The organism is Planomonospora corallina (assembly GCF_042650625.1).
Classification (GTDB): Bacteria; Actinomycetota; Actinomycetes; order Streptosporangiales; family Streptosporangiaceae; genus Planomonospora_B; species Planomonospora_B corallina.
Genome location: NZ_JBHSBM010000023.1, coordinates 36,365 through 50,739 on the forward strand (window position 1 = coordinate 36,365; position 14,375 = coordinate 50,739).

The window sequence follows — 14,375 nt, forward strand, 5'->3', positions numbered from 1 at the left end:
AGTTCTGATCGTCACACATCGCAGTGAAAGGTTCCCAATGTTCTCCCTCTCCTCCCCCCGCCGCGTCGCCGCAACCGTCGCGGGAGCCGCGCTCATCGCCATGACCGCCGCCTGCGGCGGCCAGGCCGCGACCACCACGAGCAGCGGTTCCACGACCGCCGCCGACAGCGGTTCCACCTCCGCGGCGGGCGGCGGCTCCAAGGCGGACATCTGCACCGCCGCCCAGAAGCTCCTCACGGACTACAGCTCCTCGATGGGGGCGAGCGCCGGCGACCTCGACAAGTTCAACGCGGCGAACCAGAAGCTCTCCGACGACTTCAAGGCGCTCGCGGAGAAGGCCGACGGTGACCTCGCCGCCGCGCTCAACGAGTTCTCCACCACCTGGGGCGCCCTGAAGATCGACGCCAGCGACCCCAGCGCGGCCCTGAGCGCCGTCCAGGACCTGGGCAACAAGGCCACTGAGGCCGGCACCAAGCTCGGCACCGCCTGCGCCTGACATGGCGCTGCGCCTCCGCGGGGAGGAGGCACAGCGGACGCGGCCGCCGCTCCGCCTGCGGGGGGGCAGGACGGCGCGGCGGCCGCGCCCGATCCGACCGGGGCGCCCGCCACCACGGGCCGCCCTCGGCCGGCTCTCCGGCTCAGCCCCTGAGCGCGCGGGCCTCCTCGTAGCAGCGGTCGAAGCCCTCCAGCACGGCCGGCCACGAGCAGCTGACAGGCTCGGTGGCGCGGTTGTGCGCGGCGATCGACTCGCGCAGCTCCCGGTCGCGGACCAGCCTGGCGACCGAGGAGGCCAGCTCGTCGAAGCTCCGCCCGAGCAGCCCCTCCTTGCCGGGGCGGACGAAGTCGGCCACGCCGCTCTGCGCCCGCGCCACCACCGGGACCCCCGCCGCCCGCGCCTCCAGCGCCGCCAGCCCGAACGACTCGCGCGGCGCCGGGGCCACGAACACGTCCGCCGAGGCGAGCACCTCGCGGATCCGCTCGCGGCTGTAGCGTCCGGGCAGCGAGACCCAGCCGGTCATCCCGTTGGCCCGCAGGTAGCGCTCCATCTGCGCGCGCGCCGGGCCGTCCCCGATGACGGTGGCCCGCAGCGGCACCGCGGCCGGCACCTGGGCGCGGGTCTCCTTCAGCAGCCGGAGCAGGCGGACCGGCTGCTTGCGCGGGGCCAGCCGCCCCACCGCGACGACGTGCACGGCGCCGGCGGGGGTCTCCCCCGGCCCGGGCCGCGCCTCCACGCCCCCCGCATCCGCCGCGCCCTCCGCCCGCGACGCGACTCCCATGCCCTCCGCGCCTTCCACCCGCGGTACGGCCGCCGCACCCTCCGCGCCCTCCGCAGGCCGTACGGCGGGAGCCCCCGGACGCCAGCCGGAGACGTCCAGGCCGTTGGAGACCACGTGCACCGGCACGCCCGGCCCGGCCACCGCGCGGATCGGCCGGGCGGCGGCCTCGCTCACCGCGGTGCCCACCAGCCCCCAGCTCTGCCAGCCGAACAAAGCCCGCAGCCCCCGGTAGAGCGCGCGGGTGACCGGGTCCCACATGCTGTGCACGGTCACCACCACCGGCAGCCCGGCGCGGGCGGCGGCGCGCACCCCCATCCAGGCGAACGGCGAGACGGCGCCCGCGTGCACGTGCACCACGTCCGGCCGCCGCGCCGCCAGCAGCCGGATCAGGTGTCCGGTCCCGGTCGGGTGGACGGGCAGGTCGAACGGGAGGTTCGCGACGATCCGGTGCACTCCAGGCAGGGGTTCCCCCGGGGTCGCGGTCACCACCTCGGCGTCGTGACCCGCCTCGCACTGCATCCGGACCAGGTCGGCGACCTGCACCTCGATCCCTCCGAGGCGCGGCAGGTAACAGTCACTGACGTGGATGATCCTCACGCTGCCAGAGTAGTCCCGCGTGAGATCATGGCCGCGTGCCCGCTTCCACCAGCCGCCCGCCCGCGCCCAGGACAGCCGTCTTCTTCCACGCCCACCCCGACGACGAGGCCCTGCTGACCGCGGGGACCATGGCCATGCTGGCCGCCGAGGGGCACCGCGTGGTGCTCGTCGTGGCCACCGCCGGAGAGCGCGGCCAGGCCGACCTCTCGCCCGGCGAGGCCCTCGGCCAGACCCGGATCGCCGAGCTCTACAAGTCGGCGGCCGCGCTCGGCTGCGCCCGGGTGGTGAACCTCGGCTACGGCGACTCGGGGCTGGCCCCCGGCGGCGGGGTCGCCGAGGACCGGCCGGCCGACTCCTTCATCGACGCCGACGTCGAGGAGGCGGCCCGCAGGCTCGCCGAGGTCCTCACCGAGGAGAAGGCCGACCTGCTGACGATCTACGACCCCGCCGGCGGGTACGGCCATCCCGACCACGTCCAGGTGAACCGGGTGGGCGCCCGCGCCGCGCAGCTGGCACAGACCCCGATCGTGCTGGAGGCGACGGTCAACCGCGACCCGCTGCTGCGCGGGCTGGGGATCGTCCGCAGGTTCTACCCCCAGCTGGACGTGCGGGCCTTCGAGCGGGCCTACTCCCCCTCCGAGGAGATCACCCACCGGGTGAACGTGCGCCGGTTCGCCCGGCAGAAGCGGGCGAGCATGGCCGCCCACGCCACCCAGGCCACCGGGGCCGACACCCGCACGCTGGGCGTGATGCTCAAGGTCCCCGGGCCGCTCTACCGGCTGGTCTTCGGCACCGAGTGGTACGTCCAGCGGGGCCTGCCGCCCGGCACCCGGATGAGGCACCCCTTCGAAATTCCTCCCAAAGCATGACGTCCGGCCCGGCACACTTGGTCCGGGAGGGCACATGAAGAACAGATGGGTCCAGATCGGCCTGTCGGCCGCGTCGCTGGGCCTGGCCGCCACGCTGGTGGTCTTCCTGCCGCAGATCGTGGAGGCGCTGACGGGCAAGACCGTCTCCTGGACGGAGATCGGCGCCCGCTTCGCCGCGCTGAGCTGGCAGGCGGTCGCGCTCATGGCCTTCCTCTGGCTGGCGAGCCTGCTGGCCTACACGTTCGTGCTGACCTCTTCCCTGCCCGGCCTGACCCACCTGCAGGCCCTGACCCTGAACGCGGGCGGCAGCGCGGTCAGCAACCTGCTGCCCTTCGGCGGCGCCGCCGGGGTCGCGCTGACCTTCGCCATGACGAAGGGCTGGGGCTTCCCCACCCGCGCCGTGGTGGTCTCCACCCTGACCAGCGGCATCTGGAACACCCTGTTCCGGTTCGTGCTGCCCGCGGTGGGCATCGTGGCGCTGCTGGCCAGCGGGAAGGATCTCAGCCCCGCCGTCGTCCAGGCCGGCTGGGCGGGCGCGATCTCCATCCTGGTCCTGGTCTCCGTGGCGGGCGCGGCGCTCTACTGGGACCGCGCCGCCGCCCTGCTCGGCCGCGCCCTCGACGCCCTCGCGCGGCTGGCGCCGGCGCCGGTCCGGCCCGCCGAGCACGCCGCCTCCGCCGCGCTGGCGCGGCTGCGCGCCGACACCTCCGCGATCGTGCGCGGCCGCTGGCCCGGCCTGACGCTGGGCATGGTCGCCTTCCTCGGCCTGCAGTGGCTGGTCCTGCTCTGCTGCCTGCACGCCACCGGCGCCTACCCGGGCCTGGCCCAGTCGATCGCGGCCTTCGCCCTGTCCCGGGTCCTGACCACCGCCCTGGTCACCCCGAGCGGGACCGGGATCATGGAGGCCGGGACCGTCGGCGCGCTGGTCTTCTTCGGGGTGCCCGCCGATTCGGCGGCCACCGCCGCACTGCTCTTCGGCTTCTGGACCTACACTGTCGAAATCCCCTTCGGCGGTCTGGCCCTGGGCGCGTGGGCGCTGCTGCGCCGGCGCGAGGGCGCGCAGGCGCCCACCGAGGAGCCGGCCGTCCGTCAGGGGTGACGCGCCGGGCGCCCCGCTCCGGCGGAGGATCCACCGGCCCCCCGGAGGACCTCACCTGCCAGATGAGGAAAGACCTTGTACGCGATTCGAAGGCCCGCGTAGCGTGACGACTGACATGGTGGCGTTCCGGGTTCTCGGTCCGGTCGAGGCCCACTCCGGTGAGGACCCGCTCGACCTGGGCGGGCTGCGCCAGCGCGCCGTCCTGGCCCGGCTGCTCGTCGCCCGGGGACAGGTCGTCCCGGTCGACACGATCCTGTACGACCTGTGGGACGACGACGCGGCCAAGGGCGCGCAGTCCGGCCTGCAGGTCTACATCTCCCGCCTGCGCCGCGTACTGGAGCCCGGCCGCCCGCGCGGCGGCCCCAACCGGCTGCTGGTGACCGTCGCCTCCGGCTACGCGCTCCGGGCCGCCCCCGACCAGGTCGACGCGCTCCGCTTCGAGTCCCTGGTCCGCGCCGCCGGCGAGCTGCTGGAGGGCGACGACCCGGCCTCCGCCCGGGTCCGCCTGGAGAAGGCCCTGGGCATGTGGCGCGGGACCCCGTACTCCGAGTTCGCCGACCAGCCGTGGGCCGAGGCCGAGGTGAACCGGCTGACCGAGCTGCGCCTGGTCGCCCGCGAGCGGCACGCCGACACCGGGCTCCGCCTGGGCATGCCCGCCGAGACGGTGCCCGACCTGGAGGCGCTGACCGGCGAGAACCCCCTGCGGGAGGAGGGCTGGCGGCTGCTCGCGCTGGGCCTGTACCGGTGCGGGCGCCAGGGCGACGCGCTGGCCGCGCTCCGCCGGGCCCGCACGATCCTCGCCGACGAGCTGGGCATCGACCCCGGTCCGGCGCTGCGCAAGCTGGAGTCCGACATCCTGGCCCAGGACCCCGGCCTGGAGCTGCCCGCCCCGCAGCGGCCGCGCGCCGTGGTGCCGGCCGACACCTGGCCGCCGCGCCCCGCCACGCCGGTCCCGGTCGAGCCGCCGCCGCTGGAGCCGGAGCCCTTCGTCGGCCGCGACGCCGAGCTGGAGCGGCTGCTGGCCGCCGCGGCCCGGACCGGCCGCTTCACCGTCGCGGTGATCAGCGGTGACGCGGGCGCGGGCAAGAGCACCCTGGTCCGGCAGCTCTCCGCGCGGCTGTCCGCCGAGGGCTGGGCCGCCGCCTCCGGCGCCTGCCCGGACAGCAGCGCCACGCCCCCCGGCTGGGCGTGGGTGGAGATCCTGCGCACCCTGGTGGGCATGGCCGGTCCCGGCGAGTACGCGCCGCTGCTGGCGCCGCTGCTGGACGACACGGCCCCCGACCCCGACGACGACCAGGCCTCCGGTGGTTTCCGGCTGCACCGGGCGGTCGGCGGCTACATCGCCGCGATCGCGCGCGACACCCCGATCCTGCTCACGCTGGAGGACCTGCACTGGGCCGACGACCAGACGCTGGCGCTGCTGCGGGCGCTGCCGAGCCTGCTGGCCTCCAGTCGGGTGCTGCTGGTGGTGACCGGCCGTGACAGCGAGCTGACCGCCCACCAGTCCGAGGTCCTGACCGCCCTGGCCCGGCTCGGTCCCGTCCGGGTCCCGCTCTCCGGGCTGGATCCCGAGGCGGTGGCCGAGCTGGTCCGGGCCACCTGCGTGCGGGAGGTGGACGCCGAGGCCGTCGAGAGCATCGTGGAGCGCACCCGCGGCAACCCCTTCTTCGTGCGCGAGACCGTGCGCCTGCTCGACGCCGAGGCGGTCAGCGACCGCGCCACGGCCGCCGAGGTGATCTCCGGCGTGCCCTCCGGCGTGCGGGACGTGCTGCGGCGCCGCATCTCCCGGCTGCCCTCCGAGGCCCAGCAGATCCTGCTCCAGGCCGCGGTGATCGGGCGCGACGTCGACGTGGACGTGCTGGTGGACGTGGCGGGCGACGAGGACGCGGTCGTCGAGGCGGTGGAGGCCGCGCTGCTGGCGGGCCTGGTCACCGAGCCGGGCCCCGGACGGGTCCGCTTCGACCACGACCTGATGCGCGACACGATCTACTCCGATGCCTCCCGGCTCCGCCGCTCCCGGCTGCACGCGGCGGTGGCCGCGGTGATCGAGCGCAGGAACCCCTCCGACGTGGCGGCGCTGGCCCACCACTACGACGCGGCCGGGACCGCGGAGACCGCGGTCAAGGCGGTCCGCTACGCCCGGCTCGCCGCGGAGCAGGCCGAGCGGCGCTTCGCGCACCGGGAGGCGGCCACGCTCTGGGAGCGGGCCATCGCGGCGTTCGACCGCTCCGGGGTCACCCAGACGCCGGAGACCACCCGGGAGCGGCTCCTGCTGACCCTGAGCCTGATCCGGGCGCTGGCGCTCTGCGGCGACATGGCCGCGGCCCGCCGGTACCGGCGCGAGGCGATGGAGGCGGCCCGGCCGCTCGGCGACCTGGAGCTGACCGCCCGGGTGGCCGCCTCGCTCGCCGTGCCGCACAAGGGCATGGCCCGCGACTTCACCCGGACCGCCTGGGAGATCGTGGACGTCGCCGAGCAGGCGCTGGTGGAGCTGCCGGCCGCCGAGCAGTCGCTGCGGGCGAGCCTGCTGGCCACGGTCGCGCTGGAGCTGGAGGGCTCGGCGACCTCCCGGGGCGAGCAGGCCTCGCTGGAGGCCGAGGAGCTGGCCCGCCGTACCGGGGACCCCGCGCTGCTGGCGACCGCGCTCAGCGGGCGGCTGCGCCAGTCGTACGGCATCGCCCCGGTCGGCGAGCGGGAGGTCATCGGCCGGGAGCTGCTCCAGGTCGGTGAGGCCAGCGGCCAGGTCGCGGTGCAGGCCCTGGCCCACCTGGTGCTGATGGAGTGCGCGGCGGCCTCGGGCGCGTTCGCGGAGGCGGACCGGCACGTCGCCGCCGCCGAGCGGCTGGCCCGGCGGTACGGCCTGCCCGCCCCGCTCGCCGTGGGCGCGTGGTACGCCGGGCAGCGCCTGATGATCGCCGGTGACTTCGCCGGGGCGGAGCGGGCCTACCGGGACGCGGCGCGGCTGACCGCCCGGGCCGGGATGCTGGAGGGCCGCCAGGACCTGCCGCTGATCACCACGTTCTGCCTGCGGCTGGTCAACGGCCAGGCGTCGGAGACGGTGGAACCGCTGGCCGAGGCGCACCAGCGCGGCGCCAAGTGGACCCTGGACGCGTACGCGGTGGCGCTCGCCTCGGCCGGGCACGAGCGCGACGCGCGGGCGCTCATCTCGGTGAAGACGCCGGTGCGCCCGGACTTCCTCTACGAGCTGGCGCTGATCTGGCGGGCGCTGGCGGGCATGCTGCTCGACGACCGGGAGCGCATGGTCGAGGCCTACGACACCCTGAAGCCGTTCTCCGAGCGGATCGCGGGGGCCGGCACCGGGGTGGTCGCCCTCTGGCCGGTCGCGCTGACCCTCGGCGATCTGGCGCTCCGGCTGGGCTTCGCCGACGCGGCGCGCTCGCACTACACCAAGGCGCTGGCGGTGGCCGAGCGGGTCGGCGTGCCGCGCTGGATCGAGGCGGCCCGGCGCTCGCTCGGCTCGCTCGGCTCGCTCGGCTCGCTCGGCGAGTGAGCCTCTTCCGTCCCGCTCCGCTCATCCCGGCCCCCGCAGGCGGGATGGGCGGAGCGGGACGGGCCCGGATCAGCAGCTGACCATGAACTTCTCGCTGCGCAGGGTCTCGCCGCCGGAGACCGAGAGCTTCACCCGGTACACGCCGGGGTTGTCGACGATCCGGGGCTGCCACTCGACGGTCCGCTTCTCGCCGCCGAACCCGCCGCCGGAGGTCATGTAGGTCAGCCAGCTCCTGGAGGCGGGGCTCCAGCGCTGCAGCTGCCAGTCGTAGGAGACGGTGCTCTCCGGGTCGGCGTTGGTGATCACGCTCCGGACCCGGTAAGGCCGGTCGCAGCGCCCGCCGGGGGGCTGCTCGTCGACGCTGACCTCGCCCTGCGCCGGCTCCCGCTCCGTGGCGGCCGCGGCCGCGTCGGCCGACAGGGTCAGCGTCCGCACCCGGTCCTGCCCGGCGCTCTGCGCGCGGGCCCGGCTGGAGCCGTCCAGGGTGTCCGCCCCCACGTAGAGCCCGGCGAAGGCGAGCGTGACCGCCAGCAGCTTCACGACCGTCGCGGTCCCACTCGCCACCACCGGTACGACACTGTTCCGCGGACTCATGACAGACACCCTCCTTCTTCCACTACAGGTGTACGGCAGGCGGGTTGAGATCCACTTGCGGCGCGCTTGCAGGGCGTGCGCGCGTTTCCCGGCCCGGCTCCCCGCCCGGTCACGATCCGCACCACTCCCTCCCAAAGTGAGGTAAGCCTGACCTAAGATGCCTTATCAGGAGCGAGCGACCCCGGTGGTGACGTGCACATGCGACCTCTCGCGGCGGCCATTCCCGACCCCGCGTCGGCCTCGGTCTTCGGCATGCCGCTCTGGCTCTGGGTCGTCGTCGGCGGTGTCGCCCTGTTCGGCGCCTTCCAGGCCTACTACTGGATCGGCCACTTCCTGGGAAGACGGCTGTACGCCTCCCGGATCGGCCGGCGGATCAGCCCGGAGGGCATCCGGGCGGCCGAGAACGCGGTGCGCCGGTGGGGCGCGTTCGCCGTCTACGGCTGCTTCTGGGTCCCCGTGCTCCGGCACACGCTGCCCTGGGTGGCGGGGGTGCTGCGCGTCTCCTACCCCTGGTACGTCGTGGCCAGCGCGCTCGGCTGCCTGACCTGGGTGCCGGTCACCTCCTTCGGCCTCTACTCGGTCCTGTGGGGCTGGGTGCGGCTGGCCGCCGAGTCGCCCGCGGCGGCGGGCGCCGTCGCGCTCGCCGTGCTCGCCGCGGCCGTCCTCCTCGTCCGGTGGCGGCGCCGCCGCCGTACCGCCCGCCGCGCCGAGCAGGAGCGGGTCACTCGGAGTGACGACGCGCCCTGCCACGATGGCTCGCATGCCTAATGGGGGAATCCGCCTGACCGCATGCGCCACAGTGACCGGGCTGACCGGGCTGACCGCACTGACCGGGCTCGCGGGCCCGGTCGCCCCGGCCGCCGCGCTCGCCGTACCCGTGCCGGCCACCGTGCCGGCCACCGTGTCCACCGCCGCTTCCGCCACCGTGTCCACCGCCGCGCCCGCCGGGCCGGGTGCGGCGCCCCGCCTCTCCGCCCGCGCCGTCCACCTGGTCGACACCACCACCGGTACGGTGCACCTGAGCAGACGGGCCGGGTGGCGGCTCCCGGTGGCCAGCCTGGCCAAGATCATGACCGCCTACGTCGTGCTGCGCGAGGCCCGGCTGACCGACATCGTGACGATCAAGGCCAGGGACGTCAGGCATGCGCGCCGGCACGGCGCCAGCCACGCCTCGCTCCGCGCCGGGGAGCGGCTGACCGTCAGGGACCTGCTCCACGGGGTGATGCTCCCCTCCGGAGCGGACGCCACCCACGCGCTGGCCCGCGTCTACGGCCCGGGCCAGCGGCGCTTCGTGACCAGGATGAACGCCGCCGCCCGCTTCCTGGGCCTGACCGACACCGTCTACACCAACGCCGACGGGCTGCCCCGGCCGTACGGCAACCACTCCACCGCGGCCGACCAGGTGAGGCTCGCCGACGTCGCGCTGCGCCACCCGGTGCTGTCGGCCATCGCCGCCACCGAGAGGTACGTCGTGCGCGCCGCCCCGGCGCGGCGCGGGCACGTGTGGACCAACACCAACGAGCTGCTCGGCGAGCCCGGCGTGCTGGGCGTCAAGACCGGCTACACCGGCGCCGCGGGCTACTGCCTGGCCTTCGCCGCCGAGCGCGGCGGCCGCCGGCTGGTCGGCGTCCTGCTCGGCGAGACCAGATCGCAGCGGCGCTTCCGGTCCGCCAGGCGGCTCCTGGAGCGGGCGGCCGGGCTAGGGGACGGCACGGCCCCGGCGCATCAGGCCGTGACAGGCGATGGCGGCGGCGGCGACCACGTTGAGGGAGTCGACCCCCCGCTCCAGCGCGGCCGGGCTCATCGGGATGCAGACGGGCCGGTCGGCCTCGTGCAGCCATCGTGAGGAGAGCCCGTCGCCCTCCGATCCCAGCAGGAGCGCCACCCGCTCCGTCATCTCCACCTCGTCCAGGGGCACGGCCGCCTGGTCGGGGGTGAGCGCCAGCGTCCGGAAGCCCGCCGTGCGGAGCTCCGCCAGGCCGTTGTACCAGTCGTCCATCCGCGCGTACGGGATGGAGAAGACCGCCCCCATGGAGACCTTCACCGACCTGCGGTAGAGCGGGTCGGCGCACCGGGGGGAGAGGATCACCGCCTCGACGCCCAGGGCGGCGGCGCACCGGAAGATCGCGCCGACGTTGCCGTGGTCGACGAGGTCCTCCAGGACCAGGACGCGCCGCGGGACGGCCGCCCGCTCCCCGCCGGAGCCCTCCGGCGGGGTGCCGTCCCCCCCGGTGCGGCCCTCCCCCGCCTCCGCGCCCCCGGCGGCCGGGTGCGGGGCCCCGCCGAGGATCTCCGCCACCGAGGGCAGGGCCCGCCGCTCCATCGAGGCGAGCGCGCCCCGGTGCACCGGGAAACCGGTGATCTTCTCCATGACGTCGTCGTCCACCACGTGGACACGGTCGCCGAGCCCTTCCAGGACGTCGGCCAGGGAGGCGGTCCAGCGCCGGGTCAGCAGCACCGAGCGCACGTGGTGGCCGGCGGCGACGGCGCGGCGGATGACCTTCTCCCCCTCCGCGATGAACAGGCCGTGCTCGGCCTCCAGGCTCTTGCGCAGCTCGACGTCGCGCAGGTCGGCGAAGTCGGCCAGACGGGGATCCGGGGCGTCATGCACCCTCGCATCCTGCCACGCCCGTTCCCTCGCCCGTTCCTCCGCCCGGACGGGCCGGTCCCCGGAACGGGCGGCCGGGGAGCCGCCACGCCAGCGCGTAGGAGAGCAACAGGGCGCAGCAGCCGACCACCACACCGGTCCCCACCCGGGTGCCCGTCTCCGCCCAGCCGGACGGTGGGAAGAACACCGGCCAGAGCAGCGCGCCCAGCACGGTGGCGGCGGCCGTCGCCGCCAGGACGCCGTGCCGTGCCAGGCGGGAGAGCGCCAGGTGCTCCGGCAGCGCGCGCGCCTCCATCCGGAGGAGCGCGCGCCGGGCCCACCAGAGCACGGCGGCCAGGCCCACCGCGCTGGACGCGTACTGCAGCACGCGGAAGACCGGGACCAGCCCGGCCACCCGGACGTCCAGCCACTCCCAGCCCCAGATGGCGTAGCTGTAGGAGTGGGTGAAGGAGTCCCAGAGCAGGTGGGTGGAGGCGCCGGTCACGCCGCCGGCGACCAGCGCGGGCAGTCGCCGCGGGCCGTACCGGCCGGGGGGCAGGGCCGCGGCGCGGGCGGCCAGGGCGGGGGGCAGGAGAGCGGTCAGCGGCTCCCTGAGCAGGCCGTGGAAGAGCGCCAGGAGCACCAGGACCGCGGCGAGGTCGAGGGTGAGCACCCCGGGGACGGAGTGCCAGACCGCGTAGTCCGGCAGGAACGGCAGGAAGGTCGGCAGATCGGGGACCATCGCGCCCAGGGCGAGCGCCCAGGGATCGAGCACCCGGCGGGCCCGCGGCGAGGAGACGAACGGCAGCACGGCGGCGACATGGCTTGGCGTGAACGGCACGGATCTCCCCGGAATCGGCTGGACCGCTCCCGAATCCTACGCTCCGCCCATGTTCCGCAGGAACCTCCGGCCGTGTCGTGCCACGGCGCTCCGCGGCGGAACCGCGTACGGCGCTCCACGGCGGAACCGCACGCGACTCTCCGTGACAGAATGGTCACTCGTCGTCGGGGAGAGTCTGGACGGGTCGGGGGCACCATGGCGGAGCGGAGAGCGGGACGGCTCGCGACCGGCGGTCCGTCCGGTACCGCGCCGGCCCTCCCGGAGCACCCGGGTGGAGCGCACTCCGCCGCGCACGGCGGCGCGTGGCTGCGCGACGCCCGCAGAGCCCGCACGCTCTCCCTGGTCACCCTCGCCTGGCTGGGCGCCGAGAGCCTGCTCGGCATCGCCGCCGGACTGCGCGCCCACTCCGTCGCGCTGATCGGCTGGGGCGTGTGGTCGCTGGTGGAGGCGCTCGCCAGCCTCATCGTGGTCTGGCGGTTCACCGGGGCCCGGATGCGCTCGGCGGACGCCGAGGAGCGGGCCCGCAAGGCGGTGGCGGTCAGCTTCTGGCTGCTCGCCCCCTATCTCCTGGTCCACGTGGCGCACGACCTGGACGCCGGGCACCGGGCGGCGACCAGCGTCCTCGGCATCGCGGTGACGGCGGTCAGCCTGGTGAGCATGCCGCTGCTGGGCACGGCGAAACGCCGGCTCGGCGCCCGGCTGCACTCGGCGGCCACCGCGGGCGAGGGCACCCAGAACCTCATGTGCGCGCTGCTCGCCGGGGGCGTGCTGGCCGGGCTCGCGCTCAACGGCGCCGGCTGGTGGTGGGCCGACCCCGTGATGGCCGTCCTCCTGGCGGCGGTCGCCGTGCGGGAGGGCCTGCGGACCTGGCGCGGCCACTCCTGCTGCCACTGAAGCCGCCCGGGGGCCCTACGGAGCCGGGGCGCGAACCGCCCCGCGGCCCGCCTTCGCCGCGCGGAAGGGCGCATGAACCGGTGCGGAGCGGCGCATGAACCGGTGCGGAGACCCGCGCCGCTCCCCCTCGGGCGGTGAGATCACCCTGCGAGCGGGCCGATTCCAGGTGATCACTGCGTTCACGTAAAGTGATAACCACACCAAAACAGGTGTTTTGCCACGGTAAGTGTTGCCAGTACAGTTCCGTGAATATTGCGGTTTACCTCCCCATAGGGCGGGTCCGCTGCTCCAGGACATCGACATCGAAGAGGGCATCGTGGGCGGACGTCACCGGACAGATGATCTCGACGACGGCTACGCCTCCTCCCGCGAGCCGTCCCGACGGCGGCGTGGAGGGCGGGGAAAGGTACTGGTCCCGCTGGCGGGATCGGTCGCCTTCGCCGTACTGCTCGGCGTCGCCGCCTTCGTGATCATCAATCCTGACGAGGACTGCAGCGGGGAGGCGGCGGAGCTCCGGGTCACCGCCTCGCCCGACATCCATCTCGCCGTCTCCCAGATCGCGGAGCGCTTCAACAAGGCGGGCCACGAGGTCGGCGACGGGTGCGCGAGCGTCAAGGTGGCCAAGGCCGCCTCGGCCACCGTGGCCTCCACTCTGAGCGGAGGCGGCGGCAAGGCCGGCGCGATGGACCTGTGGATCCCGGACTCCAGCCTCTGGGTGACGAACGTGCGCTCGAAGAACCCGGCGGTCCCCGCGCCCATCGTCTCCGTCGCCCAGTCCCCCGTCGTCATGACGGCCTCCGGCTCCGTGGTCGCGAACCTGGAGAAGAACCTCGGCGAGGCCAGCTGGGCCCGCATGATCGAGGCCACGAACGCGGCCAACGTGGAGGGCCCCGGCCGCAAGGTGCGCGTGCTCGCGCTGGACCCCGCCCTCAACGCCGCCGGGCTCGGCGCGCTGCTGGCCGCCTCCGCGGTGGCCACGACCGCCGGGGTCGGCGACGAGCAACTGGTCGGCGCGATGAAGACGCTCTCCGTCTCGACCGTCAAGGACCAGAACGCGCTGCTGTCCAGCCTGAGCGTGAAGGGCACCCGCGTCCCGCTGGGCGTCTCCTCCGAGCAGGGCGTGTGGGCGTTCAACCACACCAAGAAACCCGAGGTCCCGGCCGTCCCCCTCTATCCCGCCGAGGGCACCTTCAACCTGGACTACCCCGCGGTGATCGTCGCCAAGGACGCCGGCGCCCGCGAGGTCGCCGAGGCGTTCGTCAAGGAGCTCGGCACCCCCGCCGCTCAGAAGACCCTCCAGGGCCAGGGTTTCCGCACCCCGGACGGGAAGGGCGGCAAGGCGGTCTCCGAGGACGGGTTCAAGGCCGAGGCGCCGGAGGCGCTGCCGACCCCCGACGCCAAGACCGTGGCGCGCATGTCGCAGTCGTGGTCGCGGATCAACCTCGGCACCCGGCTGGTCACCCTGCTGGACGTCTCCGGCACCATGGCCTACCCGATCCCCGGGACCGGCATGACCCGGATGCAGGCCATCGCGAAGATCTCCATCGAGGGCATGAAGCCGTTCCCCAACAGCAGCGAGATGGGCCTGTGGGAGTTCTCCACCCACCTCGACGGCCAGGGCGTGGACTACCGCGAGCTGGTCTCCGTCGGCCCTCTGACCGAGAACGTGGAGGGTGTCCTCCGCCGGGACCTGATCAACCAGAGACTGGCCGGGATCCGGGCCAGGGCCACCGGCGACACCGGGCTCAACGACTCCCTCGCCGCCGCCTACCAGATGATGAAGGACGGCTACAAGGCCGACAAGATCAACACGATCCTCGTCATGACGGACGGCGCCGGCAACGACGACCCGGACGGCGGGATGAGCAACCAGGAGCTCCTGCAGTTCCTCAAGAAGGAGTTCGACCCGGAGAAGCCGATCAGCATCCTGATCATCGCGTTCGGCCCCGACGCGCCGAAGGGCAAGCGCCAGATGCAGGCCGTCGCCAAGGCGACCAACGGCGACGCCTACGTCGTCAACAACATCCTCGACATCCGGAAGGTCTTCCTGGAGGGGATGTCGCGCCGCCTCTGCTCGCCCCACTGCTGATCCCCTCCCCGGTGACG

Annotated in this window: 11 protein-coding genes and 1 pseudogene; 8 read left to right on the forward strand and 4 right to left on the reverse strand. The window is 74.6% G+C overall.

Going from position 1 to position 14,375, the window contains the following annotated elements:
- Positions 1 to 37 precede the first annotated feature (37 nt).
- Complete coding sequence (locus ACFOWE_RS19450) at positions 38 to 496, forward strand: hypothetical protein (RefSeq protein WP_377289777.1); 459 nt, start codon at positions 38 to 40, stop codon at positions 494 to 496.
- 142 nt (positions 497 to 638) lie between these two features.
- Here ACFOWE_RS19450 and ACFOWE_RS19455 read toward each other — a convergent pair whose 3' ends face one another.
- Positions 639 to 1,874, reverse strand: coding sequence for a glycosyltransferase family 4 protein (locus ACFOWE_RS19455; protein WP_377289779.1), 1,236 nt, complete (start codon positions 1,872 to 1,874; stop codon positions 639 to 641).
- Positions 1,875 to 1,909: 35 nt separating this feature from the next.
- Between ACFOWE_RS19455 and ACFOWE_RS19460 the strand changes: the two genes are divergently transcribed.
- From ACFOWE_RS19460 to ACFOWE_RS19470, 3 genes are all read left to right on the forward strand, one after another.
- A complete protein-coding gene (locus ACFOWE_RS19460) occupies positions 1,910 to 2,743 on the forward strand; it encodes a PIG-L deacetylase family protein (protein WP_377289781.1) in 834 nt (277 codons plus the stop codon).
- A 34-nt stretch (positions 2,744 to 2,777) separates the two neighbouring features.
- Positions 2,778 to 3,842 carry a lysylphosphatidylglycerol synthase transmembrane domain-containing protein gene (locus ACFOWE_RS19465; protein WP_377289783.1) on the forward strand — a complete coding sequence of 355 codons (1,065 nt, stop codon included), beginning with the start codon at positions 2,778 to 2,780 and terminating at the stop codon, positions 3,840 to 3,842.
- 103 nt (positions 3,843 to 3,945) lie between these two features.
- Complete coding sequence (locus ACFOWE_RS19470; RefSeq protein WP_377289785.1) at positions 3,946 to 7,353, forward strand: BTAD domain-containing putative transcriptional regulator; 3,408 nt, start codon at positions 3,946 to 3,948, stop codon at positions 7,351 to 7,353.
- Between the two features lie 69 nt (positions 7,354 to 7,422).
- On the opposite strand, the gene ACFOWE_RS19475 is transcribed toward ACFOWE_RS19470, so the two are convergent.
- On the reverse strand, positions 7,423 to 7,947 hold the full coding sequence (locus tag ACFOWE_RS19475; RefSeq protein WP_377289787.1) for a hypothetical protein: 525 nt from the start codon (positions 7,945 to 7,947) through the stop codon (positions 7,423 to 7,425).
- A 198-nt stretch (positions 7,948 to 8,145) separates the two neighbouring features.
- Here ACFOWE_RS19475 and ACFOWE_RS19480 point away from each other — a divergent pair, with 198 nt between their 5' ends.
- Both ACFOWE_RS19480 and ACFOWE_RS19485 read left to right on the forward strand, forming a co-directional pair.
- On the forward strand, positions 8,146 to 8,715 hold the full coding sequence (locus ACFOWE_RS19480; RefSeq protein ID WP_377289789.1) for a DedA family protein: 570 nt from the start codon (positions 8,146 to 8,148) through the stop codon (positions 8,713 to 8,715).
- A pseudogene (locus tag ACFOWE_RS19485) lies at positions 8,708 to 9,577 on the forward strand (D-alanyl-D-alanine carboxypeptidase family protein); the annotation flags it as partial. The gene ACFOWE_RS19480 and the pseudogene ACFOWE_RS19485, both read left to right, overlap by 8 nt.
- Before the next feature lie 69 nt (positions 9,578 to 9,646).
- On the opposite strand, the gene ACFOWE_RS19490 reads toward ACFOWE_RS19485, so the two are convergent.
- Together ACFOWE_RS19490 and ACFOWE_RS19495 are read right to left on the reverse strand one after the other, a co-directional pair.
- Positions 9,647 to 10,558 (reverse strand): TrmH family RNA methyltransferase, encoded by a 912-nt coding sequence (locus ACFOWE_RS19490; RefSeq protein ID WP_377289791.1) that lies wholly within the window; start codon positions 10,556 to 10,558, stop codon positions 9,647 to 9,649.
- Positions 10,551 to 11,375, reverse strand: coding sequence for a DUF4184 family protein (locus ACFOWE_RS19495; protein WP_377289793.1), 825 nt, complete (start codon positions 11,373 to 11,375; stop codon positions 10,551 to 10,553). Before ACFOWE_RS19495 ends, ACFOWE_RS19490 begins: the two co-directional genes overlap by 8 nt.
- Positions 11,376 to 11,570: 195 nt before the next feature.
- Here ACFOWE_RS19495 and ACFOWE_RS19500 point away from each other — a divergent pair, with 195 nt between their 5' ends.
- Both ACFOWE_RS19500 and ACFOWE_RS19505 read left to right on the forward strand, forming a co-directional pair.
- The gene (locus ACFOWE_RS19500) at positions 11,571 to 12,269 is read left to right on the forward strand and encodes a cation transporter (protein WP_377289795.1); all 699 of its coding nucleotides are present in this window, start codon (positions 11,571 to 11,573) and stop codon (positions 12,267 to 12,269) included.
- A 316-nt stretch (positions 12,270 to 12,585) separates the two neighbouring features.
- A complete protein-coding gene (locus tag ACFOWE_RS19505; protein ID WP_377289797.1) occupies positions 12,586 to 14,358 on the forward strand; it encodes a substrate-binding and VWA domain-containing protein in 1,773 nt (590 codons plus the stop codon).
- Positions 14,359 to 14,375 lie beyond the last annotated feature (17 nt).

Coding starts and splice junctions, on each gene's coding strand:
- ACFOWE_RS19450 (WP_377289777.1), top strand. CDS start 38: ATGTTCTCCCTCTCCTCCCCCCGCCGCGTCGCCGCAACCGTCGCGGGA.
- ACFOWE_RS19465 (WP_377289783.1), top strand. CDS start 2,778: ATGAAGAACAGATGGGTCCAGATCGGCCTGTCGGCCGCGTCGCTGGGC.
- ACFOWE_RS19475 (WP_377289787.1), bottom strand. CDS start 7,947: ATGAGTCCGCGGAACAGTGTCGTACCGGTGGTGGCGAGTGGGACCGCG.
- ACFOWE_RS19480 (WP_377289789.1), top strand. CDS start 8,146: ATGCGACCTCTCGCGGCGGCCATTCCCGACCCCGCGTCGGCCTCGGTC.
- ACFOWE_RS19500 (WP_377289795.1), top strand. CDS start 11,571: ATGGCGGAGCGGAGAGCGGGACGGCTCGCGACCGGCGGTCCGTCCGGT.